Source organism: Flavobacterium sp. CFS9 (assembly GCF_041154745.1).
GTDB lineage: Bacteria > Bacteroidota > Bacteroidia > Flavobacteriales > Flavobacteriaceae > Flavobacterium.
Window position 1 is genome coordinate 2569838 of the sequence record NZ_AP031573.1, and the last position, 25422, is coordinate 2595259.

21 protein-coding genes and 2 tRNA genes are annotated in these 25422 nt (G+C 36.2%); 19 read left to right on the forward strand and 4 right to left on the reverse strand.

What is annotated here, in order from left to right; all coding sequences use genetic code 11:
* The first annotated feature begins 10 nt into the window (after window positions 1-10).
* The 4 genes from ACAM30_RS11185 to ACAM30_RS11200 all read left to right on the forward strand — a co-directional run bounded on the left by ACAM30_RS11185 (window position 11) and on the right by ACAM30_RS11200 (window position 3431).
* Window positions 11-1348 (forward strand): sensor histidine kinase, encoded by a 1338-nt coding sequence (locus ACAM30_RS11185; protein WP_369618565.1) that lies wholly within the window; start codon window positions 11-13, stop codon window positions 1346-1348.
* Between the two features lie 105 nt (window positions 1349-1453).
* Window positions 1454-1639, forward strand: a complete 186-nt coding sequence (locus tag ACAM30_RS11190) for a hypothetical protein (RefSeq protein WP_026110152.1) — start codon at window positions 1454-1456, stop codon at window positions 1637-1639.
* Window positions 1640-1818: 179 nt separating this feature from the next.
* Window positions 1819-3054 carry a metallophosphoesterase gene (locus tag ACAM30_RS11195; RefSeq protein WP_369618566.1) on the forward strand — a complete coding sequence of 412 codons (1236 nt, stop codon included), beginning with the start codon at window positions 1819-1821 and terminating at the stop codon, window positions 3052-3054.
* Window positions 3055-3128: 74 nt separating this feature from the next.
* Window positions 3129-3431 (forward strand): co-chaperone YbbN, encoded by a 303-nt coding sequence (locus ACAM30_RS11200; RefSeq protein ID WP_068844990.1) that lies wholly within the window; start codon window positions 3129-3131, stop codon window positions 3429-3431.
* Window positions 3432-3455: 24 nt separating this feature from the next.
* On the opposite strand, the gene ACAM30_RS11205 is transcribed toward ACAM30_RS11200, so the two are convergent.
* Both ACAM30_RS11205 and ACAM30_RS11210 read right to left on the reverse strand, forming a co-directional pair.
* Window positions 3456-4091 (reverse strand): polysaccharide deacetylase family protein, encoded by a 636-nt coding sequence (locus ACAM30_RS11205; RefSeq protein WP_369618567.1) that lies wholly within the window; start codon window positions 4089-4091, stop codon window positions 3456-3458.
* 95 nt (window positions 4092-4186) lie between these two features.
* Window positions 4187-7465: a DUF2723 domain-containing protein gene (locus ACAM30_RS11210; RefSeq protein WP_369618568.1), complete on the reverse strand. Its 3279-nt coding sequence runs from the start codon at window positions 7463-7465 to the stop codon at window positions 4187-4189.
* A gap of 245 nt (window positions 7466-7710) precedes the next feature.
* On the opposite strand from ACAM30_RS11210, the gene ACAM30_RS11215 reads away from it, so the two are divergent.
* From ACAM30_RS11215 to ACAM30_RS11225, 3 genes are all read left to right on the forward strand, one after another.
* A tRNA-Gln gene (locus tag ACAM30_RS11215) sits at window positions 7711-7781 on the forward strand.
* A 241-nt stretch (window positions 7782-8022) separates the two neighbouring features.
* Complete coding sequence (locus tag ACAM30_RS11220; RefSeq protein WP_017498143.1) at window positions 8023-8199, forward strand: hypothetical protein; 177 nt, start codon at window positions 8023-8025, stop codon at window positions 8197-8199.
* Window positions 8200-8721: 522 nt separating this feature from the next.
* Window positions 8722-8792 (forward strand) — tRNA-Gln (locus ACAM30_RS11225).
* Between the two features lie 50 nt (window positions 8793-8842).
* Here the strand turns inward: ACAM30_RS11225 and ACAM30_RS11230 are convergent.
* Window positions 8843-9667: a universal stress protein gene (locus ACAM30_RS11230; protein WP_369618569.1), complete on the reverse strand. Its 825-nt coding sequence runs from the start codon at window positions 9665-9667 to the stop codon at window positions 8843-8845.
* Between the two features lie 177 nt (window positions 9668-9844).
* Between ACAM30_RS11230 and rimP the strand changes: the two genes are divergently transcribed.
* The 6 genes from rimP (at window position 9845) to ACAM30_RS11260 (ending at window position 16216) form a co-directional block, all read left to right on the forward strand.
* Complete coding sequence (gene rimP, locus ACAM30_RS11235; protein ID WP_017498146.1) at window positions 9845-10309, forward strand: ribosome assembly cofactor RimP; 465 nt, start codon at window positions 9845-9847, stop codon at window positions 10307-10309.
* Window positions 10310-10322: 13 nt separating this feature from the next.
* On the forward strand, window positions 10323-11576 hold the full coding sequence (gene nusA, locus ACAM30_RS11240) for a transcription termination factor NusA (protein ID WP_017498147.1): 1254 nt from the start codon (window positions 10323-10325) through the stop codon (window positions 11574-11576).
* Window positions 11577-11624: 48 nt separating this feature from the next.
* A complete protein-coding gene (infB, locus tag ACAM30_RS11245; protein ID WP_369618570.1) occupies window positions 11625-14504 on the forward strand; it encodes a translation initiation factor IF-2 in 2880 nt (959 codons plus the stop codon).
* Between the two features lie 155 nt (window positions 14505-14659).
* Complete coding sequence (locus tag ACAM30_RS11250; RefSeq protein ID WP_369618571.1) at window positions 14660-15169, forward strand: DUF4920 domain-containing protein; 510 nt, start codon at window positions 14660-14662, stop codon at window positions 15167-15169.
* Between the two features lie 254 nt (window positions 15170-15423).
* On the forward strand, window positions 15424-15723 hold the full coding sequence (locus ACAM30_RS11255; RefSeq protein ID WP_369618572.1) for a hypothetical protein: 300 nt from the start codon (window positions 15424-15426) through the stop codon (window positions 15721-15723).
* On the forward strand, window positions 15710-16216 hold the full coding sequence (locus ACAM30_RS11260) for a phosphatase PAP2 family protein (RefSeq protein ID WP_369618573.1): 507 nt from the start codon (window positions 15710-15712) through the stop codon (window positions 16214-16216). Before ACAM30_RS11255 ends, ACAM30_RS11260 begins: the two co-directional genes overlap by 14 nt.
* A 100-nt stretch (window positions 16217-16316) precedes the next feature.
* Here ACAM30_RS11260 and ACAM30_RS11265 read toward each other — a convergent pair whose 3' ends face one another.
* On the reverse strand, window positions 16317-16706 hold the full coding sequence (locus ACAM30_RS11265) for an SPOR domain-containing protein (RefSeq protein ID WP_202702264.1): 390 nt from the start codon (window positions 16704-16706) through the stop codon (window positions 16317-16319).
* 219 nt (window positions 16707-16925) lie between these two features.
* On the opposite strand from ACAM30_RS11265, the gene ACAM30_RS11270 reads away from it, so the two are divergent.
* Genes ACAM30_RS11270 through ACAM30_RS11295 form a run of 6 tightly spaced genes read left to right on the forward strand, consistent with a single transcriptional unit; the run spans window position 16926 to window position 25408 of the window.
* A complete protein-coding gene (locus ACAM30_RS11270) occupies window positions 16926-18260 on the forward strand; it encodes a c-type cytochrome (RefSeq protein ID WP_369618574.1) in 1335 nt (444 codons plus the stop codon).
* Window positions 18261-18292: 32 nt separating this feature from the next.
* Window positions 18293-21352, forward strand: a complete 3060-nt coding sequence (locus ACAM30_RS11275; protein WP_369618575.1) for a TAT-variant-translocated molybdopterin oxidoreductase — start codon at window positions 18293-18295, stop codon at window positions 21350-21352.
* Between the two features lie 33 nt (window positions 21353-21385).
* A complete protein-coding gene (nrfD, locus tag ACAM30_RS11280; protein ID WP_017498154.1) occupies window positions 21386-22789 on the forward strand; it encodes an NrfD/PsrC family molybdoenzyme membrane anchor subunit in 1404 nt (467 codons plus the stop codon).
* On the forward strand, window positions 22782-23306 hold the full coding sequence (locus ACAM30_RS11285) for a DUF3341 domain-containing protein (protein WP_017498155.1): 525 nt from the start codon (window positions 22782-22784) through the stop codon (window positions 23304-23306). Before nrfD ends, ACAM30_RS11285 begins: the two co-directional genes overlap by 8 nt.
* An 8-nt stretch (window positions 23307-23314) precedes the next feature.
* Entirely contained in the window at window positions 23315-23860 is a 546-nt protein-coding gene (locus ACAM30_RS11290; RefSeq protein ID WP_369618576.1) for a cytochrome c, read from the forward strand.
* Between the two features lie 27 nt (window positions 23861-23887).
* Entirely contained in the window at window positions 23888-25408 is a 1521-nt protein-coding gene (locus ACAM30_RS11295) for a quinol:cytochrome C oxidoreductase (RefSeq protein ID WP_369618577.1), read from the forward strand.
* Window positions 25409-25422 lie beyond the last annotated feature (14 nt).

Consider the following 25422-nt stretch of genomic DNA (forward strand, 5'->3'; position numbering starts at 1 on the left):
AATACAGACTGTGAAGATAAAACACCAATTGGCTATTTTTAATGCGCTGACAAGACTGTTGGTTATTTTTATTTTATGGCTGATGCTGCCTATTTTGGTAGAAAATGTGGTGTACAGACATATCAATAACGGACTGCTCGAAAAGAAACAGAAGTTTATCGAACATCTGAATCAGAATGAAATTGATGACTTTATTGAAAATTCAGGCGATTCGACAGAAACCTACTCGCAGTTTTCAACTCTTCACAGTGAATTTTTGGTACTCTCTAAATCTTCTCTGAAACACGACCAGAAAAAACCTGTTTTTAGTAATGACTATCGGGTTATCGAAGGCGAAGAAAACGAATACCGAATTCTGCAATATCATTTTACCTTCGGAAATCAGGGATATCAGCTCGAAATCGGAAGCAGTTTGGGAGAAGTAAAAGACCTTACTTTTATCATTCGGTTTTTTATTATCATCGTTTTTGTAGTGATATTGCTAATTACTTTTTTAGCAGATACCTTTTATATCGAATACTTATTAAAGCCTTTTTATAAAATTATTGATACCAAGATAAGGCGGGTCAACGAACCTGAAGCCTTCGATCATACCCCAATAAAAGCCAGGTCGCACGATTTCATGGAACTTGATTTTGTTTTAAACCAAATGATGGATCGTATTGCGGAGCTTTTTAAAAAGGAAAAACAGTTTATATCAAATGTTTCCCACGAGCTGCTAACACCAATTGCCTTGCTCAAAAGCAAGTTTGAAAATTTATTGCAAAATGAGTCATTAGATGATAATGCCGTTGATAAAATTGCAGGATCACTGAAAACATTAGATATGCTTAAAAAAATCATCAACAATTTATTGTTGATCTCCAGAATTGAAAACAATCAATATGAAGCCAATGAGAATATAAATTTTCATGAAATGGTTGCCGATTTGCAGGAAGACTTGCAGGATCGCATCGACGACAGAGAAATTCAGTTTTGGAATAAAATGCAGCATCATTATGTTTTTACAGGAAATAAAACATTAATCCATATTCTCATTTATAATTTGGTTACCAATGCCATAAAATACAATAAACCGCAAGGCAGTATAATGGTTTCAGACGGTTTTCAGGACCACCACTATTTTATTTCAATAGCCGATTCCGGTGTCGGGATGAATGATTTTCAGTTAGAACAGATATTCAACAGGTTTACCAGAATTAGCTCAGATCAGGAAGGGCAGGGCTTGGGGCTTGCTATTGCCGAGAGTATTGCTTCTTTTCATCATATCAAAATTAAGGTTGCTTCTGAGATTGGTAAAGGAACCACTTTCACATTGTTGTTTCCGGAAGCTATAAAACATAATTAAAAGTTAATTTTTTCAGACTGGCCCAATCTTCATTTTATCTTCATTTTGTGAGAATATCTTTGGGGTATAATAAATGAGGATAATAATAATCATAAAACTAAAATCATGAGAAAATTAGTAATGTTAGCAGTAGCTGTTTTAGGAACAGTTGCAATGGTAAACGCTCAGACAACTCCAGCTAAATCAGCCCCTGTAAAAGAAGCAAAAGCTCCTAAAAAAGAGAAAAAAGCAGATAAAAAAGCGAAAAAAGAAGCAGCCGCTAAACCGGAAGCAGCAAAAACACAAAAATAAAAAGGTGTAGTTTACTTCGGTAAACACATGTTGTGGATTTTAAAAGGTTTTAAAAATTTGGTAGAGAAAAAGCTGATAGAGTAATCTGTCAGCTTTTTGTTATTAACAGCGTTAAATTTTTGATAATAAAAAGCTATAAGATTTTCATTCTTTGTTACTTTGCTTAAAACTAAAAATAAATGATTCTTCGTTTTGTAATTTTATGTGCTCTTCTTTTATTTATTGAGTTCTATTCCTATCAGACCTTTCGCACTTTGATTAAATTAAGATGGGTGTTGGTAGGGTATCAGGTTATAAGCGTGCTGCTTTTAATTTTTATCGTCTATTCCTTTTCGCAGGTTGATCGCTCTGTCGGACAAACCAGACAGTTTATGTTTACGACCGGTTTAATGCTGCTCGTTTATGTACCAAAAATTGTTCTCACACTTATCATGTTTGGAGAAGATATTTATAGATTAGGAGCTGGTATAGTAAATTATTTTGTCTACAATTCAAATGGTTCCGAGGCAATTCCGTCAAGACGAAAATTCATCAGTCAAATTGGTATGGGATTGGCAGCAATTCCGTTTCTTTCCTTAATTTATGGGATATTTGAGGGGAAATATAATTTTAAAGTAATCAAACAGACTGTCTTTTTTCCGGACCTTCCGGATGCTTTTGATGGTTTCAGAATTACTCAGATATCAGACGTTCACAGCGGCAGTTTTGACAATCCGGATAAAATAAATTATGCTATAGATCTGATTAACGCCCAGGAATCTGATTTGATTTTGTTTACGGGTGATATCGTCAATACACATGCTAAAGAAATGCATCCCTGGCTGGAGACTTTTAAGAGAATAAAAAACTACAAATACGGGAAATTTTCTGTTTTAGGAAACCATGATTATGGTGAATATGTAACCTGGCCTTCCGAAAAAGATAAAAAGGAAAATTTTGAAGAAATTAAGAGTCTTTATGGACAAATTGGATTCGAACTTCTGTTAAACGAACACCGATACATTCAAAAAGGAGATGACAAAATTGCACTGATTGGTGTCGAAAACTGGGGAAAGAATTTTGCAAAGTACGGAGATATAGATAAAGCCTCGCAGAATGTGTCTCAGGACGATTTTAAAGTGGTCATGAGTCATGATCCGACACATTGGGAATACGTAATTAAAGATCATCCGAAAAATTTTCATTTAACCTTGTCAGGTCACACACATGGCATGCAATTTGGGATAGAAATACCGGGTTATTTTAAATGGAGTCTGGCTCAGTATATTTACAAACAATGGGCAGGCTTATATGAAAATGTAAGTCGATACGTTTATGTAAATCGGGGATTTGGTTTTCATGCTTATCCGGGGCGTGTAGGGATTATGCCCGAAATAACCGTGATTGAACTAAAAAAAGGGAACAATGTGGCTTAATTCGTTAAAAATGCTACATTTGTATATAATTACCTCTTTTTAAAAGATTAAAAAAGAATTAAATTTTTGGTTTTATGTCAAAATTTGGAGAACTTATAAATGCTCAAGTTCCGGTGTTGATTGATTTTTACACCGATTGGAACGAATCATCTGTATCAATGCATCCTGTAATTAAGGATGTTGCGGCTGCACTTGGCGATAAAGCCAAGGTGATCAAAATTGATGTGGATAAAAATCAGGAATTAGCAGAAGCACTGCGTATTAAGGGACTTCCTACTTTAATGATTTATAAAGAAGGACAGATGATTTGGAGACAATCCGGCGAACTAGATGCGAATACAATTATAGGAATTGTTCAGGAACAATTTAATTTATAGAATACTACTTCTTAAGGATATTATTTAGTGAATAATATCAAATGTATACCCATTTTCTTTTAAAAAGTGTAAGGTTTTAGGCAGGGCGAATTTTAAATTTGGCGAGGCTTTTATACTGTCGTGGAATACAATTACGCTTCCCGATTTTACATTTTTTGTTACGTTTTCAAGACATTTCTCAGGAGTGATGCTCTGATCGAAATCGGCGCTTAAAACATCCCACATGATAATTTTATACCCTAATTTTCGAAGGATTCTGGACTGTGCCTTTTTGATTTTTCCATAAGGCGGACGAAAGATAAGGTTGCATGTTTTTTCCTCTTCCAGAACGGCAGCACAATTTTGTACATTTTTAATATAATCATCCGTATGACTTTTCCAGCCATTAACATGATTCATGGTATGGTTGCCAATGGAATGTCCTTCTTTGATTAGTTTTTCAAACAAAGAAAGGTTCGCTTTTATATTTTTTCCAATACAGAAGAAAGTGGCTTTTGCATCAAATTTTTTCAATTCAGACAGCACCCAGTCTGTAATCTCGGGAGTTGGGCCATCATCAAAGGTGAGGTATATTTTCTTTTCGTTGTTCGGAATGTCCCAACAATATTTAGAAAACACCTTTTTGATGAATGAATTAGTTTTTACCCAATAAAAGCTCATTTTGTTTTGGTTTACAGATATGTAAAATTAAAAAATGCAGCGCTACTAATCAAGCGGCGCTGCATTTTTTTAATTGCTATGTTTTTTGTATCTTATTATTCTTTTTCTCTTCCAAAACGTTCAAAGACATTTACATAGGTGTTAAACGTTACTTTGTGTTTTTCATAGAAAGTAAGATCGTTGTTTTCTTTCATCACTTGTAATAGACTTCTGTAGCGTTCGATGTCGGTAATAATGTCAATCGCTAAGTCAGTTTGGTCACCCGGACTAAGAGTAGCATAATAGTTTAGTTCTTCTTTGTATTTCTGAACCAGTTGGTTTAGTAAATCGTGCGCTTTGGCAGTTTCTCCTACTTTGTAATATCCTCCTGCAAAAGGTTCTACCAATGAATAGTAGCCAAATTTATCTACCGGCATTTTTGTCATTGCCAGTTCGATCACTTTTTTAGCCTTATCGGTTTTGCCTTCAGTAATTAACTGATCCATCAAACGGGATAAGTTAGTACGGTAGGTAATACTGTTTCTTCTGGTTTCAGGATCGTGATAAATATTACCATTGCTATTACCCCAATCCCATTTCATTACGATATCGTATGATTTATCTGCATCCATTTGTCCCATGTCCATAGGTCCTCCGTCTTTTGAAGGTACATTTTTAATAGGTACCAATTTGTAAACCATTCCGTCTAATTGCAGATAGTTTTTCAGCCATAAGTAATCTTCATCGTCAAAAGCTCCTCCGCTAAAATAAATTGGTCTTTTCCAATTATTGTTCGCAAGAATGTCCAGCATCATTAAACGGTTTTTGTATAAAGCGCTTCCTTTGATGTCGATATCCATATATGGAACAATAGAGTCGTTGTATTTTGGATTAACTACTTTGTTTTTGATAATCGCATTTTTGTCAATAGGAACTCTGATTTTGTTTGTAGGGTAAAAATGGATCGTTTGTCCGTTTTGTAAACCTACAGTTGATTTTGGATTTTTGATGAAATCAATAAAATCTTTGATGTTCCAGCGCGTGTCAATTTTAGGAATATGAGCTACATAGTCCAATTTATCTCCCACATATTCATCGTGAGTAAAAGATATCGGTAACGGATCAGATTCGTAGGCTTTCGCTTTCATTTGATCAATGTACCAGTCGGTCATGAACAAGCTGGTGTTTACTATCTTGACATCGGTTCTGATGCCCTCAATTTCCTGAGCGTACCAAAGCGGGAAGGTGTCGTTATCTCCAATAGTAAATAAAATAGCATTTTTATCACATGAGTTTAAGTATGCTTTTGCCATTGCAACTGCAGTATATCTTCCCGATCTGTCGTGATCGTCCCAGTTTTGAGAAGCCATTAAAACCGGTGCAGCTAACAAACTTCCGGCAATAATAATTGGACCGGCAATTTTAGGAGCGATATATTTTTGAATGCTTTCATAAAGTGAATAAACACCAAAACCAATCCAGATGGCAAACACATAAAAAGATCCTACCAATGCATAATCTCTTTCACGAGGCTCAAAAGGTCTTTCGTTTAAGTATATTTTTAAGGCAATTCCGGTAAATAAGAACAGAGCCAATAGTACATAAAAACTTTTTAAGTCCTTATTAGCATGGTACATTAATCCGATAAGCCCAAGAATAAATGGCAGGAAGTAATACACATTTCTTCCTTTATTGTTGGTGACATCAGAGGGTAAGTTGTCTTGTGAGCCAAGGTGTAAAGAATCAAGAGCTTTGATTCCGCTGATCCAGTTTCCGTCAATATTGTCGTATTTCCCCTGAACATCACTTTGACGCCCAACGAAATTCCACATCAAATATCTCCAGTACATGTATCCGAATTGATATTCAAACATGAAGCTAAAGTTGTCCACAGCAGATGGTTTTTCGATAATCAGGTAATCACCATAGCTTTTTAAGAATTTCACATAACCTTCGTTATCAATCTGTTTTTGAGCATAAGCTTTTCTGAATTCTGAAACTGTTTTTTCAACTTCATTTCGCAATTGTGCTGTAGCTTTGTTGTATTCTTCCTCGGTTAACTGACTGGCATCAATTCCGTATTTTCCTAAATCCTGCTCGTAGTCATAATTTGGGTTTATTCTGAAGTTAGGCGGAGTCGTAAAGTTGATATAGTTTTGAATGTGTCCCATTTCGGTGCTCCACATTCTTGGAAGAATCGTTTTTTGGTTGTCGTCAGAGTTTTGCTGAGCGTTTTTGAAATTATTGGTAATGATGTATTTACCTGTTTTGTAATCTCTTTCGTAGTTTGGTGCTTTGTCTGAATACGGATTTTTTGCATCAAGACCTGCGAAATATTCAGTGTACTGAGGACCGTAAAAAAGAGGATTTACTCCATATTGCTCACGATTATAGTACGCCAGTACTTCGGCAGCATCCGAAGGTTTATTTTCGTTGATTACAGTATTGGCATTGGCACGTACAGGAAGCATGATCCAAGTAGAGAATCCAATAAGGATAAAGAGAATGCAAAGGATGATTGTATTGTAGAAAATTAATCCTTTTTGTTTCGTGTATTTTAGCCCAAAATAGAAGAAAGCAATTAGAATCAGTGTCACGAATATGGTTCCCGAGTTAAAAGGTAATCCAAAACTATTTACCATGAAAACTTCAGTATCTGCAAAGGCTTCCATTGTTAAAGGTAAAAGCAGTTTGAAAATGAAAAGCAGCACACCAATTACAACAACATTGGCAATAAGAAAGTTTTTGATGGTAACTTTTTCGTAATGTTTAAAGTAATATAGAAAACCAATAGAAGGAATGGTTAATAAGGCCATAAAGTGAACTCCAAACGAAAGTCCGATAACAAGAGAAATGATCAATAACCATTTGTTTCCTTTTGGTTTGTCCATGTCCTGTTCCCAGCGTAAACCAAGCCAGAAAAGTAAAGCGATTAAAAGGGAGGCCATGGCATAAACTTCCGCTTCAACAGCATTGAACCAAAAACTGTCTGAGAAAGTGTAGGCAAGAGCTCCAACAAAAGAACTTCCTAAAATAACAATTGAATTGTTTTGGTCAATTTCGGCAAAACGTCCTACTAGTTTTTTCAAAATCATAGAAGAAGACCAGAACATAAATAGAATGGTAAAGGCACTTGAAAAAACGGACATCATATTAACCATTAAAGCAACGTGTTGTGCATCTGTCGCAAACATTGCGAAAAAAGCACCCATCATTTGAAATAAAGGAGCTCCCGGCGGGTGTCCTACTTCCAGTTTTGCGGCAGTGGCAATATATTCTCCGCAGTCCCAGAAACTCATCGTGGGTTCAACAGTTAATGTGTAAGTAATTAAAGCGATTGCAAATGCAAACCAACCAATAATAGTATTCCATTTATTGAAATTGAATTGTGCCATATTCAGGTGTTAAAATTTTGTATTTTTTATATCCTACAAAGAAAATGTTTTTTTATGGAAAGAAACGAGCATTAACAAAAAATTCTACAAAAGTATTTGGCTGGATTAAGTTATTGTTTGTGAAATACTTGTGTTTTTGCTAGCGATTTTAAAGAGAAAAAAACAATAAAAAATGATTTTTTTTGCTCAAAAAGTTTGCAGAAACTAAATAAAGCTTTAAATTTGCACTCGCTTAATCGCACTGCTGGTCTATGGTGTAATGGTAACACTACGGTTTTTGGTGCCGTCTTTCTAGGTTCGAGTCCTAGTAGACCAACGTAAGAAGCCTCTCATTCGAGAGGCTTTTTTTATGCGCTGATGTTTCGGTTAGTATTAGGGTTTTAATAGGTTTTAAGGCTTTTTGTGTTGACGAGATAGTGGTTGGTTAAGTGTGTTTGGGTTTAAAAGTGAAAAATATAGTACATAATGATTGTTGTTTGTAAGTTTTTTTACGTATATTTGATGGTAGAATAAGTTTTTTTGTTATAGCTAATTAATAATTCTAAAAAATTAAAATTATGAAAACTATTAAAGAAATGAATTTTACAGAGTTGGATTCTACTCAAATGAAACAAGTAAAAGGTGGGGGGCTTTTGAGTGATGCTTTAGCCTTGCTGAATGAGGGTAAGACAATATGGGAGGTAGCACGAATTCTAGGTGTAACTGTTCAGCAATTACTTGCCGTACTTGTCTAGTTTTGTGAAAAAAAAAGAAACGTTGTTGAATTTTTAAGTTCAAAAATGTTTGAAAATAAAAAGAGAAAGTTTTGCGTTGTGAAACTTTCTCTTTTTTTTTGTTTTTATGATGTTTGAAGTGAGTGTTTGTTGTTTTGTTAGTAGTGTTTCTGGTGTTCCAAGTGTTGCGTGTGTTTGCCGAAAAAAGGGGAGGATGTGGCTGAAGTTTCTGAAATTTCATTTGTGATTTTCTTGATTTTTGGTCTTTATGTATGGATGTTATTACGATAAGTGTTTGTTGAGAGGAAAAAAATACTGGAGTGTGTGAAGAAAAAAAACAAAAAATTTGTGCTTTGTTTGTTTTTGGGGTTAGTGATTGGTTTTGTGAGGTTTGTGAGAGGTTTTAGGATTGGAGAAAAGGGGTGAGAGTGCCAAGGGGGTGGTGTTATGATTTGTTAATTCTGAAATATTGACATTTTTGTTGAGAAAAAGCTTGTGTAAACTAAAAAAAGTTTTAATTTTGCACTCGCTTAATCGCACTGCTGGTCTATGGTGTAATGGTAACACTACGGTTTTTGGTGCCGTCTTTCTAGGTTCGAGTCCTAGTAGACCAACAATAAGAAGCCTCTCAATTGAGAGGCTTTTTTTTTGCGCTGTATTTTTTCTAAATTTTAAAAGTAAGTATCGGTCTGATAGCATGATTGACTAATCCCTCGCTGATGCTGCCATTGAAAAAATGAGCAAAGCCGGTTCTTCCGTGTGTACACATTCCTATGATGTCGGCATTGATGCTGTTGGAGAAGTTGATGATTCCTTTTTCGATGTTGGTGTCGTTGTAAATATGAGCAGAGTAATTGGTTAAGTTGAATTCGGTTGCGAAGGTGTCTATTGTTTTCTGCAATTCATGAGTTGGTTTAAAACTGTTTGGGGTGCAGATGGTGACTAGGTGTATTTTGGAATCAAAAACACTGGCGAGTTTTAGGAATCTTTTGAAAGGTTCCTTGGTTTCTTCTGAGAAATCTGACGCAAAAACAATAGTAGAGGTGTTGAAATTTGTAGTGTCTTTTTTTATTACTAGAACTGGGATTTCAGAATTTCGAACTACTTTTTCTGTATTTGATCCTATTAATAGTTCTTCCATGCCTGACGATCCGTGTGATCCCATTACGATCAAATCGATTTCGTATTCTTTGCTTACCTGGGTGATGCCGTGAATGGGTTTGTCTATTTTTACAATTTCCGTAATCGAAATTCCGTCCAGATAGGGTCTTGAAGAAACCTGATCCAGCATCTCGTTGGCTTTTTTCATGAAAAGCATTGTTTCGGGAATGCTTGCGCCTCCTAAAATGGCATCGTTCATCTGGCTGGGTAATTCGAGCATGTGTAAAATGATGATCTCAGCATTGTTTTTCTTTGCAATTTGTGAGGCAACTTTTAAAGCGTCCTCTGCATGTTCGGAGAAGTCGGTAGGTACTAGGATTCTTTTCATGGTGTTTTAGGGCTTGAATAGTTAAAAAATCGATCGTTTTGATGCTTTTATAAAGATAAGAAATATTTTTAGGTTAATCTATTTATTTTGATTTATAAAAAAAACACTATATTTGCACCGTTATTTATTAAAATCTAAATAATGAGGGGACTAAGTGTCCCCTCTTTTTATAAAATTATGACATTTAAAGAAAAAGTAAACGGATTAATTACAGAAGCTCTTCTGGAGAAGCCATCGATCTTTTTGATTGATCTGGCTGTGTCAGACTCTTTTAAGATTAGTGTTGGTTTAGATGGTGATAATGGAGTGGCGCTGCAGGATTGTATTGATATAAGTCGTGCAATCGAGAATAATCTGGATCGTGAAGAACAGGATTTTTCGCTTGAAGTAGCATCTGTTGGAGTAGGGTCGCCTTTGAAAATGACAAGACAATACATTAAAAATATTGGTAGAACGTTGATTGTTACTACAAATACTGAAAAAATTGAGGCAGAATTGGTGGAAGCTAACGATGTTTTTATAATTTTGTCTTGGAAAGCAAGAGAACCGAAAAAAGTAGGAAAAGGAAAAGAAACAGTTCAAAAAGAGCAACAAATACCTTATACAGAAATTAAAGAGGCAATTGTTACAGTAACATTTTAATTAAAGAATTCGCATGGAAAATTTAGCATTAATCGATTCATTCTCAGAGTTTAAAGATAATAAACTTATTGATCGTGTAACGCTTATGGCAATTTTAGAGGACGTGTTTAGAAATGCATTAAAGAAAAAATACGGTTCTGATGATAACTTTGACATCATCATAAATCCTGATAAAGGAGATATGGAGATCTGGAGAAGAAGAGTAATTGTTGCTGATGAAGATCTGGATTTTGAAAATGAAGAGATTACTTTGACGGAAGCAAGAATGATTGAAGCTGATTTTGAAATCGGTGAAGAGGTTTCTGAAGAGGTGAAATTGATTGATTTAGGAAGAAGAGCTATTTTGGCTTTGCGTCAAAACTTAATATCTAAAATTCACGAACACGATAATACCAATCTTTACAAGCAGTTTAAAGATATTATCGGTGATATTTATACTGCCGAAGTGCACCATGTACGTCCAAGAGTTGTAATTTTGGTCGATGATGAAGGAAATGAGATTGTGCTTCCAAAAGAAAAACAAATTCCATCTGACTTTTTCCGTAAAGGAGATAACGTTCGTGGAATTATTGAAAGCGTTGAATTAAAAGGGAACAAACCTCAAATTATTATGTCAAGAACTTCTGAGAAGTTTTTGGAGAAATTATTTGAACAGGAAATTCCTGAAGTATTCGACGGTTTGATTACAGTTAAAAATGTAGTACGTATTCCTGGAGAAAAAGCAAAAGTAGCGGTAGATTCTTATGATGACAGAATTGACCCTGTTGGAGCTTGTGTGGGGATGAAAGGATCTCGTATTCATGGAATCGTTCGTGAATTAGGAAATGAGAATATTGATGTAATTAATTATACAAACAATATTCAATTGTTTATTACAAGAGCTTTAAGCCCGGCAAAAGTTTCATCTATCAAAATTGACGAAGAAAACAAAAGAGCTGAAGTTTTCTTGAAATTAGAAGAAGTTTCTAAAGCAATTGGTAGAGGAGGTCACAATATTAAATTAGCAGGTCAGTTAACAGGTTACGAGTTAGACGTTATTCGTGAAGGAGATGTTGCAGGAGCAACAGCAGATGAAGATGACGTAGAATTAACAGAATTCTCAGATGAAATCGAAGGCTGGGTAATCGAAGAATTTGCTAAAATTGGTTTGGATACAGCAAAAAGTATTCTGAAGCAGGAAGTAGAAGATTTAGTAAGAAGAACAGATTTAGAAGAGGAAACTATTCTTGATGTTATGAAAATACTAAAAGAAGAGTTTGACAGTTAGTTGTCTGCTCTAACAACACAACGAAAAAGGTAATAATAAAAAGGTTATATGTCTGAAGAGAGAGTAATAAGAATAAACAAGGTTTTAAGGGAATTAAATATTTCGTTAGAAAGAGCTGTTGATTATCTAAAAGATAAGGGAATTGCTATTGATGCAAATCCAAATGCAAAAATTTCTGATAGCGAATTTAATATCCTACAAAGCCAATTTGCGGGCGATAAGGGGAATAAGGAAGCTTCTAAAGAAGTAGGAGAAGAGAAAAGAAAAGAGAAAGAAGCATTACGTGTTGAACGTGAGAAAGAAATTGAAGACAAACGCAGACAAGACGAAGAACGCCAAAAACAACAGGAAGTTATAAAAGCGAGAGCGGTTGTAACAGGGCCTGTTCAAGTAGGTAAAATTGATTTAAACCCGAAGAAACCTGCAGTTGTTTCTACTCCTTCTGAGGAACCGGCTAAAACCGAAGAGCCAAAAGCAGTTGTTACTCCAACTCAACCAGAAAAACCTGTTCAAAAAGAAATTGTACAGCCAGAGCCGGTAGTTGCTCCTGTAGTTTCTGAAGAGAAAAAGGTAGAAAACCCTATTATTACAGAGAAAAAAGAAGTAAAAGCTGAGTCTTCAAAAGTAGCACAGGAACCGATTATTTCAACTGATCCTACAACTTCTGAAGAAACGATTACTACACAATATCAAAAATTATCAGGAACTACTCTTACCGGGCAGACCATTGACTTGTCTCAATTCAATAAGCCTAAGAAAAAGAAGGAAGATCCAAAGATAACTCCTAATAAACCGGGAGCTCCGGGAGCCGGAAATAACGCTAATAAAAACAAGCGAAAAAGAATCGCTCCTAAGCCGGGAACTCCGGGTGCGCCAAAACCTGTAACAGGTAATGCGCCGGGAACTCCAAATCCTAATAAAATTACACCAAATACCGGTGGAGGAGGTTTTAATGCAAACAGAAGTGCAAGGCCAGGTTTTGTTAAAGGAAACCGTCCTGCAATTGTAGCAAAAGTAGAGCCAACTGAAGAGGAAGTAAAAAACCAAATTAGAGAGACTCTTGAAAAACTTCAGGGTAAAGGTGGAAAATCTAAAGCTGCTAAATACAGAAGAGATAAAAGAGAAACGCACCGTCAGAAATCGGATGATGAGCAAAGAGCACTTGACGAAGGAAGTAAAACCATTAAGGTTACGGAGTTTGTTACGGTAGGTGAAATTGCAATCATGATGGACGTGCCGATTACAAAAGTAATTGGAACCTGTATGTCTCTTGGTATCATGGTTACCATGAACCAGCGTCTGGATGCTGAAACTTTAACAATCGTAGCGGATGAATTTGGTTACGAAGTGGAGTTTATCACTGTTGATATCGAAGAAGCAATCGAGGTTGTTGAGGATAAAGAAGAAGATTTAGTAACGAGAGCGCCAATTGTTACGGTAATGGGGCACGTTGACCACGGTAAGACATCTTTGCTGGATTATATCCGTAAAGAAAATGTTATCGCTGGGGAGTCGGGAGGTATTACACAACACATTGGAGCATATGGAGTAACTTTAGATAACGGACAGAAAATTGCATTTTTAGATACACCAGGTCACGAGGCGTTTACCGCGATGCGTGCACGTGGAGCTCAGGTTACTGATATTGCTATCATTGTAATTGCGGCGGATGATGATATCATGCCACAAACAAAAGAGGCGATTAGTCACGCACAAGCGGCTAATGTGCCAATTATTTTCGCGATCAATAAAGTGGATAAGCCAAATGCTAATCCGGATAAAATTAAAGAAAGACTGGCAGGTATGAATTTACTTGTTGAGGACTGGGGAGGAAAAATTCAATCGCATGATATTTCTGCAAAAACAGGATTGGGTGTGAAAGAATTGTTGGAAAAAGTTTTATTAGAAGCGGAAATTTTAGATTTAAAAGCAAATCCAAATAAAGCTGCTCAGGGAACTGTTGTAGAGGCATTCCTTGATAAAGGAAAAGGATATGTGTCAACAATTTTGGTACAGCAAGGTACATTAAAAGTTGGGGATTATATGCTGGCTGGTAAACACCATGGAAAAGTTAAGGCAATGCATGACGAACGTGGACATGTTGTTAAAGAAGCAGGTCCTTCAACTCCGGTATCTGTTTTAGGTCTTGACGGAGCTGCAACTGCGGGTGATAAGTTTAACGTTTTTGAAGACGAAAAAGAAGCGAAACAAATTGCTTCTAAGCGTTCTCAATTAATGCGTGAACAATCAGTACGTACACAACGTCACATTACACTTGATGAGATTGGACGTCGTATTGCTCTTGGTCAGTTTAAAGAATTGAACGTAATCCTTAAAGGAGACGTTGATGGATCTGTTGAAGCATTATCAGATTCGTTCTCTAAATTATCTACAGAAGAAATTCAAATTAATATCATTCATAAAGGTGTTGGAGCAATTACGGAAACTGACGTTATGTTGGCTTCTGCTTCTGATGCGATTATTATCGGATTTAACGTTCGTCCTGCAGGAAATGCGAGACAGCTTGCGGATAAAGAAGAAATTGATATCCGTTACTACTCTATTATCTATGCTGCAATCGATGACTTAAAAGATGCAATGGAAGGAATGTTGGCTCCTGAGATGAAAGAAGAAATTTTAGGAACTGCTGAAATTCGTGAGATTTTCAAAATTTCTAAAGTGGGTTCAATCGCTGGTTGTATGGTGATGGATGGTAAGATTATGAGAACTTCTAAAATTAGAGTAATCAGAGACGGAGTAGTGGTGCATACAGGAGAACTTGTAGCATTGAAACGTTTCAAAGATGATGTTAAAGAAGTTACTAAAGGATACGATTGTGGTATTCAGATCAAAGGTTACAATGATATCGAAGAAAGAGATGTTATTGAGGCTTACCACGAAGTAGCAATCAAAAAGAAATTGAAATAATAGTCAATACTTATATCAAAAGTCCCAGCGAGAGTTGGGGCTTTTTTTTGTGGGAATATTTGAACGAAGTTTGTAGTGTTTAAAAAATGAAGGTTGATTATTATTTTCGTTTATTTCAATTTTAATGCTATTTTTGATTGAAAAAAAAATTAATTATGAGAAAATTTATATATGCAATCGTTCTTTTTGTGAGTTTTTCTTCAGCGTCTTTTTCGCAGGAAGCAGTTGAAAAAAGTGCTCCTCCGGCAGGAAATGCTATAGTGGGAGATCATTATGGTGCTGATGTTTCGAAAATTTCAGAAAGCAAAGCGATCACGGTTGAGAAGTTGAAAAACGACTTAAAAACGACTAATAAAGCTGAAAATATATCGGTGAAAGGAGTGGTGACCGATGTTTGTCCGAAGAAAGGATGCTGGGTTACGGTTAAAACAGAGGATGGTTCTCCGTTTTTTGTAAAAATGAAAGATTATGCTTTTTTTGTGCCAACGGCCTTAAAAGGTAAAAATGTTGTTTTGGAAGGTACAGCTGAGAAAAAAATTACCTCTGTCGATGAGTTGAAGCATTATGCAAAAGATGCTAAAAAATCGAAAGCTGAAATTGATGCGATAACCAAGCCGAAAGAAGAAATTCGATTTATGGCGGATGGAATTAAGGTGGTGAATTAAATGTATTTTTTGATCTGCTATTTATTGATATTGAATTTTAAAATCCTGACTAAAGTTGGGATTTTTTTTTGGAGTAAAACGAACTTGCTTTGAGTGAATAATTGCGGTAAGATGCTTGTGGAATTAAAATTAGTGCCTGGAACCAAGAAGCTGTTATTTGATTTTTCTTTTTTGAGTGAGGATAATTGATTTTCTTTGTAAGATTATTTTTCGTTTGTATAAGAAGGTGAAGTTTAAACAATTGCTCATTTTGTATGAAACTAAAGATGTTTTATAGGATTGCTGAACTTTTTGGTAAAAGATTTAGTATTAGGGCTAGCGCTATACCTAAGTTTACAAATGTTGAAGAGCTCAGAGTAGTAATGCCTGGATTATTGGAAGGGTATCTTTCTGATGAGGAAATGCCAAATAGCCTGGTGTTGTTAACTCCTCTGCACAAACCTGAATCGGAAGCTTTTGGATTCGATTTAGAGTATGTCAGAAAGATGTCAAAGTCTAAGGATCAGATTCGTTTTTTTGCAGGCCGTAAACGATGCAAATTTGTCTTTTCCTAACGCGGTGAAATCATTTGAACCTATTGTAGCGATTGATATTAGTGATTTGCTTACGCCAAAATTGTACCATTTGATGCGCCGGGTGATGACAGATGCAGGATTATCGACCTATACGGCCAAGAATTTTTATAATCGTGAGCGGCCCTTTATGGTGAACGGGAAAAAAGTCTGTACTCCCGATCAGGAAGAAATTTTGCGCAAAGTTGGGGCTTTCCCTTCTGGTCATGCTGCTGTAGGGTGGGCGTGGGCTCTGGTGTTAAGTGAGCTTTTTCCGGATAAGAAAGAGTTGATTCTTAAAGGTGGACATGATTTTGGTGAGAGCCGCGTTGTTTGTAATGTGCACTGGTATAGTGATGTGGTTAAAGGAAGAGAAATGGGAGAGGCTGTTGTGAGGTGTCTTTATAGTAATGCTGTTTTTAATGCGGATTTAAAGCTGGTTAAGGAAGAGATTATTCAGGTTTTAGATTCTAAAAAAAAGATAAATAATGTTTGATGTGAGAGGGCGAATTTGCAGTTTTGTAATCAGGGATAAGTCATAAAAAAAAGCAGCTTCATCGAAGCTGCTTTTTTTCTGTACTGTTCTAAAACGGAGGTTACTTTCCGGGCTTCAGTAAAAATACACTTTTATATCTCTTTTTGATATCTGCCAGATTTCTTTCGGCTTCTATTCGGGTTTTAAAATTCCCTACAATTACCTTATAGTTAGGTGTGTTGAAAATTATGGTTCCATCGATGTTGCTGTATTCTCTTTTGAAATCCGATAACGTTTTCTTTGCCTCTTCACTTTTGCCACTGAAGATTTGAATTTTATAGGTATCGTTTGTACTTATTGATGTGTTAATTTTGCGTTTATCGTTCAATAATTGCTCAAATTTTGGATCCTGATTTAGTGTTAAATTTTGATCCTGAGCCTGAATGTTATAAGCTAAAGTGATCATTGTTAGTGTGAAGAAAACTCTTTTAGAAGGGGTTAAAATTCTCATAATGTGGTGGTTTTTGAGCAAAAATACTATTTAAAATTTGTATGCGAAAATTTGATATTATTTAGAATTGATATAAATTGATATTTAAGACTATTTTAAGGTTTTGAGAATAACACATAAGTCGTATTTTTGTGCAAGTTTTAAAAGAAGGTATTAATTTTTTGTTGATTTACTACAGAAAAAATCATACCAAAAATTAGTAGATAATTATTATACTATATGAAAAAGGTGGGTAACCATAATTCGATCTCAAGAAAATTGCTGCTTAGCTTATCGCTAACGCTGATTTTCTCCCTAACTTCATTTGCTCAAGATCCAGCTGCTCCTGCGGCGACTGAAGCTGCTGCTGCTCCGGCTGCAACTGCTGGTGGTGATCCGGTAAAAGGGAAAGAACTTTTTAATGCAAATTGCGCTGCATGTCACAAATTAGATGCAAAATCAACAGGTCCTGCCTTAAGAGGAGTTGCTGAAAAGCATGATAAAGCTTGGCTTTACAAATGGGTTCACAACAGTTCTGACATGATTAAGTCAGGAGACCCTGTAGCTGTGAAACTTTTTGAAGAAAACAACAAGTCAGTAATGACTTCTTTCCCTCAATTGTCAGAGGGGGATATTGATAATATTATCGCCTATACTTCTGAAGTAAAAGCTGAGCCGGCTGCTGCTGGTGGTGGGGCTGCAACTCCTCCTGGAACTAACGTTGAAGGTGGTGGTATTTCAAACAATATTATTTTAGGTGCACTTGCACTTGTAATGGCTATCTTGGTTGTGATGTTGTTCATGGTGAACAAAGTATTGACTAAAGTAGCTAGTAATAACGGAATTGTTGTTGCTCCTAAAGAGGCTACAACTCCTATCTGGAAAGCATTCGCCAGAAACCAGTTTTTAGTATTAGTTACTGCAATATTCTTGCTATTGGCAAGTGGATATTTTGTGTACGGATACTTAATGCAAGTTGGTGTGGATCAAAATTATGAGCCAATTCAGCCAATTCATTATTCTCATAAAATTCACGCTGGTGATAACGAAATCAATTGTAAATATTGTCACTCTGCTGCTCGTGTAAGTAAGACTGCTGGTATTCCATCTTTGAATGTTTGTATGAACTGTCATAAAAACATCTCTGAGGTTGCTGAAACTACTGCTACTCCTGAGTACAGCAAAGCATTTTACGATGCTCAGATCCAAAAATTATATGATGCAGTTGGTTGGGATAAGGCTAAACAAGCTTATACCGGAAAAACGCAGCCAGTAAAATGGGTTCGTATTCACAACTTACCTGATTTTGTTTACTTCAACCACTCTCAACACGTTACTGTTGGAGGTATCGAATGTCAAACTTGTCACGGTCCTGTGGAAGAATTTGAAATCATGAAGCAGTACTCTAAATTAACAATGGGATGGTGTGTTGATTGCCATAGAAAAACTGATGTTAAGATGGAAGGAAATGCATACTATGATAAAATTCATGCTGAACTTTCTAAAAAATACGGTGTAGAGAAATTAACTGCAGCGCAAATGGGAGGTTTAGAATGCGGTAAATGCCACTATTAATCGAATTATTAAGATTTTAATATTTATATACAATGTCATCAAACAAAAAATACTGGAAAAGTGTTGAGGAACTAGAAAATAGTTCTATTGTTGAGGCGCTTAGAAATAACGAATTTGTTGAAGAGATTCCTACAGATGAATTCTTAGGAAATGCAGATGCCTTAGCGTCATCTGGAACTTCACGTCGTGACTTTTTAAAGTACGTAGGGTTTAGTACAGCAGCTGTTACACTTGCTGCCTGCGAAGGTCCTGTTCACAAGTCTATCCCTTACGTGTTACAACCGGAACAAATCATTCCTGGTGTTGCAGATTATTATGCAACAACTGTTTTTGATGGTTTTGATTTTGCTAACTTATTAGTAAAAACTCGTGAAGGTCGTCCGATTAAAATTGAGAACAATACTATTTCTGGAGCTAAGTTTGCAGCCAATGCTAGAATTCACGCGTCAATCTTATCGTTATACGATAGCATGCGTTTGAAAGAACCTAAATTGGAAGGTAAAAATAGCAGCTGGTCTGCTGTTGATTTAAAAATTAAATCAAGTATTGCTGATGCAAAAGCAAAAGGCGGACAAGTAGTGTTGTTAACAAACACTTTGGCGAGCCCGTCTACTGAAAGATTAATTGGTGAATTTATCGCTAAAAACCCAAATGCAAAACATGTTGTTTATGACGCAGTTTCTTCGTCTGAAGCATTAGATGCATTCCAAACGGTTTACGGTGAAAGAGCTTTGGTTGATTACGATTTCTCAAAAGCATCTTTAATTGTTTCTGTTGGAGCTGATTTCTTAGGAGATTGGCAAGGTGGTGGATACGATGGCGGATATGCAAAAGGACGTATTCCTCAAAATGGAAAAATGTCTCGTCACTTCCAATTCGAATCAAATATGACATTGTCCGGAGCAGCTGCTGATAAGCGTGTTCCAATGACTACTGCTGTTCAAAGACAAGCTTTAGTTCAAATATATAACATTATTGCAGGTGCTGCAGTTCCTGTTACTTTAGATGCTGCTTATAAAGCAGAGGTAGTGAAAGCTGCTCAGCAATTAAAAGCTGCAGGATCTAAAGGGGTTCTGGTATCTGGAATTGAAGATAAAAACGCTCAGTTATTAGTTTTAGCAATCAACCAAATTTTGGCTAGTGAGGCTTTCAGCACTGCTGGTACAAGACAAATTAGAAAAGGATCTAATGCGGTTGTTGCTCAATTAATCAAAGATATGAATGCTGGAAGTGTTCATACTTTAATCATGAGCGGTATTAATCCGGTTTACACATTAGCAGATTCTGCTTCTTTTGTATCTGGATTGAAAAAAGTAAAAACATCAGTTGCTTTTTCTTTAAAAGAAGATGAAACAGCTTCTCTTGCAACTATCGCTGCTCCGGCACCTCACTACTTAGAGTCTTGGGGAGATGTTGTAATTACTAAAGGAACTTATAGTTTGACTCAGCCAACTATTCGTCCTATATTCAATACAAAACAATTCCAGGATGTTTTATTATCTTTAAACGGAGTTGGAGGTAATTTCTACGATTATTTAAAAGCAAATTCTGGAGCTTTAATTGCAGGTTCTTCTTGGAATAAAGTATTACACGATGGTCTTTTTGTAACGGGTTCTACTGCTTTATCTGCAGGTTCAGTTGATTATGCGGCTGCGGCTAGTGCAGTTTCAAAAGCGAAATCAGCTGGGGATTTTGAATTAGTATTGTACACTAAAACAGGTATGGGAGATGGACAACAAGCTAACAACCCTTGGTTGCAAGAGTTTCCGGATCCAATTACAAGAGTTTCTTGGGATAACTACGTTACCGTTTCAAATGCTGATGCTAAGAAATTAGGATTATCTAATGAGATTGTTGCAAACGGAGGTTTGAACGGAAGTTATGCTACTATTACTACTGCTGACGGTGTTAAGTTAGAAAACGTTCCGGTAATTGTTCAGCCAGGACAAGCTGTTGGTACAGTTGGTTTAGCAGTTGGTTACGGTCGTAAAGCAGCTTTGAAAGAAGAAATGCAAGTAGGTTTAAATGCTTACGCTTTATATAAAAATTTCAATAGTGTTCAGTCTGTTTCTATTGCGAAAGCAAATGGAGAGCATGAGTTTGCTTGTGTTCAGGGACAAAAAACATTAATGGGTAGAGGAGATATCATCAAAGAAACTACTTTGGAGATCTTCAATACTAAAGAAGCAAAACACTGGAATGAGCAGCCAATGGTATCTTTAGATCACCAGGAAGTTGAGGCTACAACAGTAGATTTATGGGAATCATTTGATCGTTCTACAGGACATCACTTTAACCTTTCTATCGACTTAAATGCTTGTACAGGTTGTGGAGCTTGTGTTATCGCTTGTCATGCTGAAAACAACGTTCCTGTTGTTGGTAAAGCAGAGGTAAGAAGAAGCCGTGATATGCACTGGTTACGTATCGACAGATACTATTCTTCTGAAAGTACTTTTGAAGGTGATAACGAAAGAAAAGAAGGAATTGCAGGTTTATCAAGTTCATTATCTACATTTAATGAAATGGAAAAACCAGGAGACAATCCTCAGGTTGCGTTCCAACCAGTAATGTGTCAACACTGTAACCACGCACCTTGTGAAACAGTTTGTCCGGTTGCCGCAACATCTCACGGTCGTCAAGGTCAAAACCACATGGCATACAACAGATGTGTTGGTACTCGTTACTGTGCAAACAACTGTCCATACAAAGTACGTCGTTTCAACTGGTTCTTGTACAACAAAAACAGTGAATTCGACTATCACATGAATGACGATTTAGGTCGTATGGTATTAAACCCAGACGTAAACGTTCGTTCTCGTGGAGTTATGGAAAAATGTTCATTCTGTATTCAAAGTACACAAGCTGTTATTCTTCAGGCAAAACGTGAAGGAAGAGTTGTGGCGAAAGATGAATTCAACAATGCTTGTGCTTGTTCTGCGGCTTGTTCTTCTGGAGCTATGGTGTTTGGAGATGTAAATGATAAAGAAAGCGAAGTTGCTAAGTTAGCAGAAAGCGAAAGAATGTATCATTTATTAGAGCATGTTGGTACAAAACCGAACGTTTTCTATCATGTAAAAGTTAGAAATACTTAGTAAAATTATTAATTAGAAACAATATAAAGGATTATGTCGTCTCACTACGAAGCACCCATTAGAAAACCTTTAGTTATAGGTGATAAATCTTATCACGATGTAACAGTAGATGTAGCTGCACCTGTTGAGGGGCCTGCAAACAAACAATGGTGGATTGTATTTTCAATCGCATTAATAGCCTTCCTTTGGGGATTAGGTTGTATAATTTACACTGTATCTACAGGTATCGGAACATGGGGATTAAATAAAACAGTTGGTTGGGCTTGGGATATCACGAACTTCGTTTGGTGGGTTGGTATTGGTCACGCCGGAACATTAATTTCTGCGGTATTATTACTTTTCCGTCAACGTTGGAGAATGGCTATTAACCGTTCTGCTGAAGCGATGACTATCTTCTCAGTAGTTCAGGCAGGTTTATTTCCAATTATTCACATGGGTCGTCCATGGTTGGCTTACTGGGTTTTACCTATTCCAAATCAATTTGGATCTTTATGGGTAAACTTTAACTCGCCATTACTTTGGGACGTATTTGCAATTTCAACGTATCTTTCGGTATCATTAGTTTTCTGGTGGACTGGTTTATTGCCTGATTTTGCGATGCTACGTGATAGAGCAATAACACCTTTCAATAAAAGAGTATATTCTATCCTAAGTTTTGGATGGAGCGGTAGAGCAAAAGACTGGCAGCGTTTTGAAGAAGTATCTTTAGTACTTGCAGGTTTAGCTACTCCACTTGTACTTTCTGTACACACCATTGTATCGATGGACTTTGCTACTTCTGTAATCCCAGGATGGCATACCACGATTTTCCCTCCTTACTTCGTTGCAGGAGCAGTATTCTCAGGATTTGCAATGGTAAACACCTTGTTGATCGTTATGAGAAAAGTTTCTAACCTTGAAGCTTACATTACACTACAACATATCGAATTGATGAACATTATTATCATGATCACCGGTTCTATTGTAGGTGTTGCTTACATCACTGAGTTATTCGTAGCTTGGTATTCAGGTGTAGAGTATGAGCAATATGCGTTCTTAAACAGAGCTACCGGACCTTACTGGTGGGCATATTGGTCGATGATGACTTGTAACGTTTTCTCTCCACAATTCATGTGGTTCAAAAAACTAAGAACAAGTATCATGTTCTCATTCATTATTTCGATTGTAGTAAACATCGGAATGTGGTTTGAAAGATTCGTAATTATTGTTACTTCTTTACATAGAGATTACCTTCCATCTTCTTGGACAATGTTCTCACCAACATTTGTTGATATTGGAATTTTCATCGGAACAATTGGTTTCTTCTTCGTATTGTTTTTATTATACTCCAGAACATTCCCTGTAATTGCTCAGGCAGAGGTGAAAACAATTTTGAAAGGAACAGGAGATAATTATATTAGAGAAAGAGCAGCAAATAAAGATTCACACCATGAGTAATAAAGTAATATACGCCATTTATAATGACGATGATATTTTGATGGATGCAGTAAAGAAAACCAGAGCTGCTCATCATCATATTGAAGAGGTTTTTACTCCATTCCCAGTTCACGGATTGGATAAAGCTATGGGCTTAGCACCAACAAGATTAGCAATTTGTGCATTTTTATACGGATGTGTTGGTATTTCTGTTGCAACATTCATGATGAGTTATATCATGATTCATGACTGGCCTCAGGATATTGGTGGAAAACCAAGTTTCAGTTTCATTCAGAATATGCCTTCTTTTGTGCCAATTATGTTTGAGATGACTGTATTTTTTGCTGCCCACTTAATGGTGATCACTTTTTACATGAGAAGTAGATTGTGGCCATTCAAGCAAGCTGAAAATCCTGATGTAAGAACAACAGACGACCATTTCTTAATGGAAGTTGCTGTAAATGATAACGAAGCAGAACTAGTTTCTTTTTTCGAAGGAACAGGAGCTGTTGAAGTTAAAGTAATCGAAAAGAATTAATTGTAGCTATGAAAAGGATATATAAAATAACACTTTTAGTTGGTATAACTATTTTAGTTTCATCTTGCCACAATAATTCGGCACCAAACTATCAGTATTTCCCAAATATGTATGAATCTGTTGCTTACGAGCCATATACAGAAGCAAAAATATTTAAGGGAGGAAAAGAAGGACAGCTTCCTGTAGAAGGAACTATCAATAGAGGTTTTGAACCTTATGAGTATGAGAATTCAACTGCTGGTTATGAATTAGCGAAAGCAAATTTAAAATCACCTTTGACTGAAGCTGAAAAAAGTTCTGAAAAAGGAAAAGAACTTTTCGAAATTTACTGTATCAGCTGCCATGGTGCAACTGGAAATGGTAAAGGTAAATTGGTTGAAAGAGAAAAATTTCTTGGAGTACCTAGCTACAAAGACAGAGAAATCACTGAAGGAAGTATCTTTCACGTTGAGACTTATGGTTTAAATGCAATGGGTTCACATGCAAATCAATTAAGTGCCCACGAACGTTGGTTAGTTGCTGACTATGTTCTAAAACTAAAAAGCCAATTATAATTGTTGAACAAACTGATCGTAATAGATATGTATACATTTTCAAGTAAATTAAAAACTTTTTCTATCGTCCTAATGGTTCTTGGCCTATTAGGAATTGGGTATGGTTTTTTAAATGCACCTAAAGATATTCAAGAAGTTGAAAAAATACTAGCTGCAGATGCTCATGGTTCTCATGGAGCTGCACATGGTGAAGCTACAGAGGCTTCTCATGAAACTGCAGGTCATGAAGCTACTGAAGCTTCACATGAAGGTGCTGCACATGTAGAAGCTCCGGCAGCTTCTCATGAAAAAGCAGAAGCTTCACATGATTCACACGAAGGTGCAGCACACGCAGAAACTCCAGCGGTTTCTACTGAAGCTGCTAAAGATTCACATGATTCACACGAAGGTGGTGAGCATGCGAAAGTTGATGCCGCAGGTGAGCATGAAAAACATTTAGAACACGTATTACACCAATTGCAAAACAAGCCTTGGTCAGCATTATATGTTGCCTCTATTTTCTTCTTGTTGCTTTCTATGGGAGTATTAGCTTTTTATGCTATTCAACAAGTGGCTCAGGCAGGATGGTCTCCGGTTTTATTCAGAGTTATGCAGGGAATCACAGCTTACTTACCAGCTGGTTCTGTAATATTCTTTATTATTCTGGTACTTTGCGGATTGCATTTCAATCATATTTTTGTATGGTTAGGAGAAGGAGTTACAGATCCTAAACATGCTAATTATGATGCAATTATTGCAGGAAAAGCAGGTTATTTGAACTTTCCTTTCTGGATCGTTAGGGCAGCAATCTTTTTATTAGGATGGAACATTTACCGTCACTATTCCAGAAAAAACTGTTTGGCTCAGGACGAAGCTAATGATGATCTTTACTACAAAAAGAACTTCAAAATCTCTGCGGGATTCTTAGTATTCTTTATTGTTTCTGAGTCTATCATGGCATGGGATTGGATTATGTCATTTGACCCACACTGGTTCAGTACTTTATTTGCGTGGTATGTTTTTGCTTCTTTCTTTGTAAGCGGTATTACTACAATTGCATTAGTTACTATTTACTTAAAATCTAAAGGATATTTAGAGTATGTAAATACAAGTCACATTCACGATTTAGCTAAATTCATGTTTGGTATCAGTGTTTTCTGGACTTACTTATGGTTCTCACAATTCATGTTGATCTGGTACGCAAACATTCCAGAAGAGGTTACTTATTTCGTAACTAGAATTCAATTATACAACTTACCATTTTTTGGAGCTGTAGTTATGAACTTTTTGTTCCCATTATTAATATTGATCAATACAGACTTCAAACGTCTTAATTGGGTTATTGTAATGGCTGGTATAGTGATCTTGTTAGGACACTATGTTGACTTCTTTAATATGATTATGCCTGGTACAGTTGGAGATAAATGGTTTATTGGAGTTTCTGAAATTGCATCTATTCTTTTCTTCTTAGGTTTATTTATTTTTGTTGTATTTACTGCATTAACTAAAGCTCCTTTGTTAGCAAAAAGAAATCCTTTCATTGAAGAAAGTAAACATTTTCATTATTAATATTTAAAGAAGTA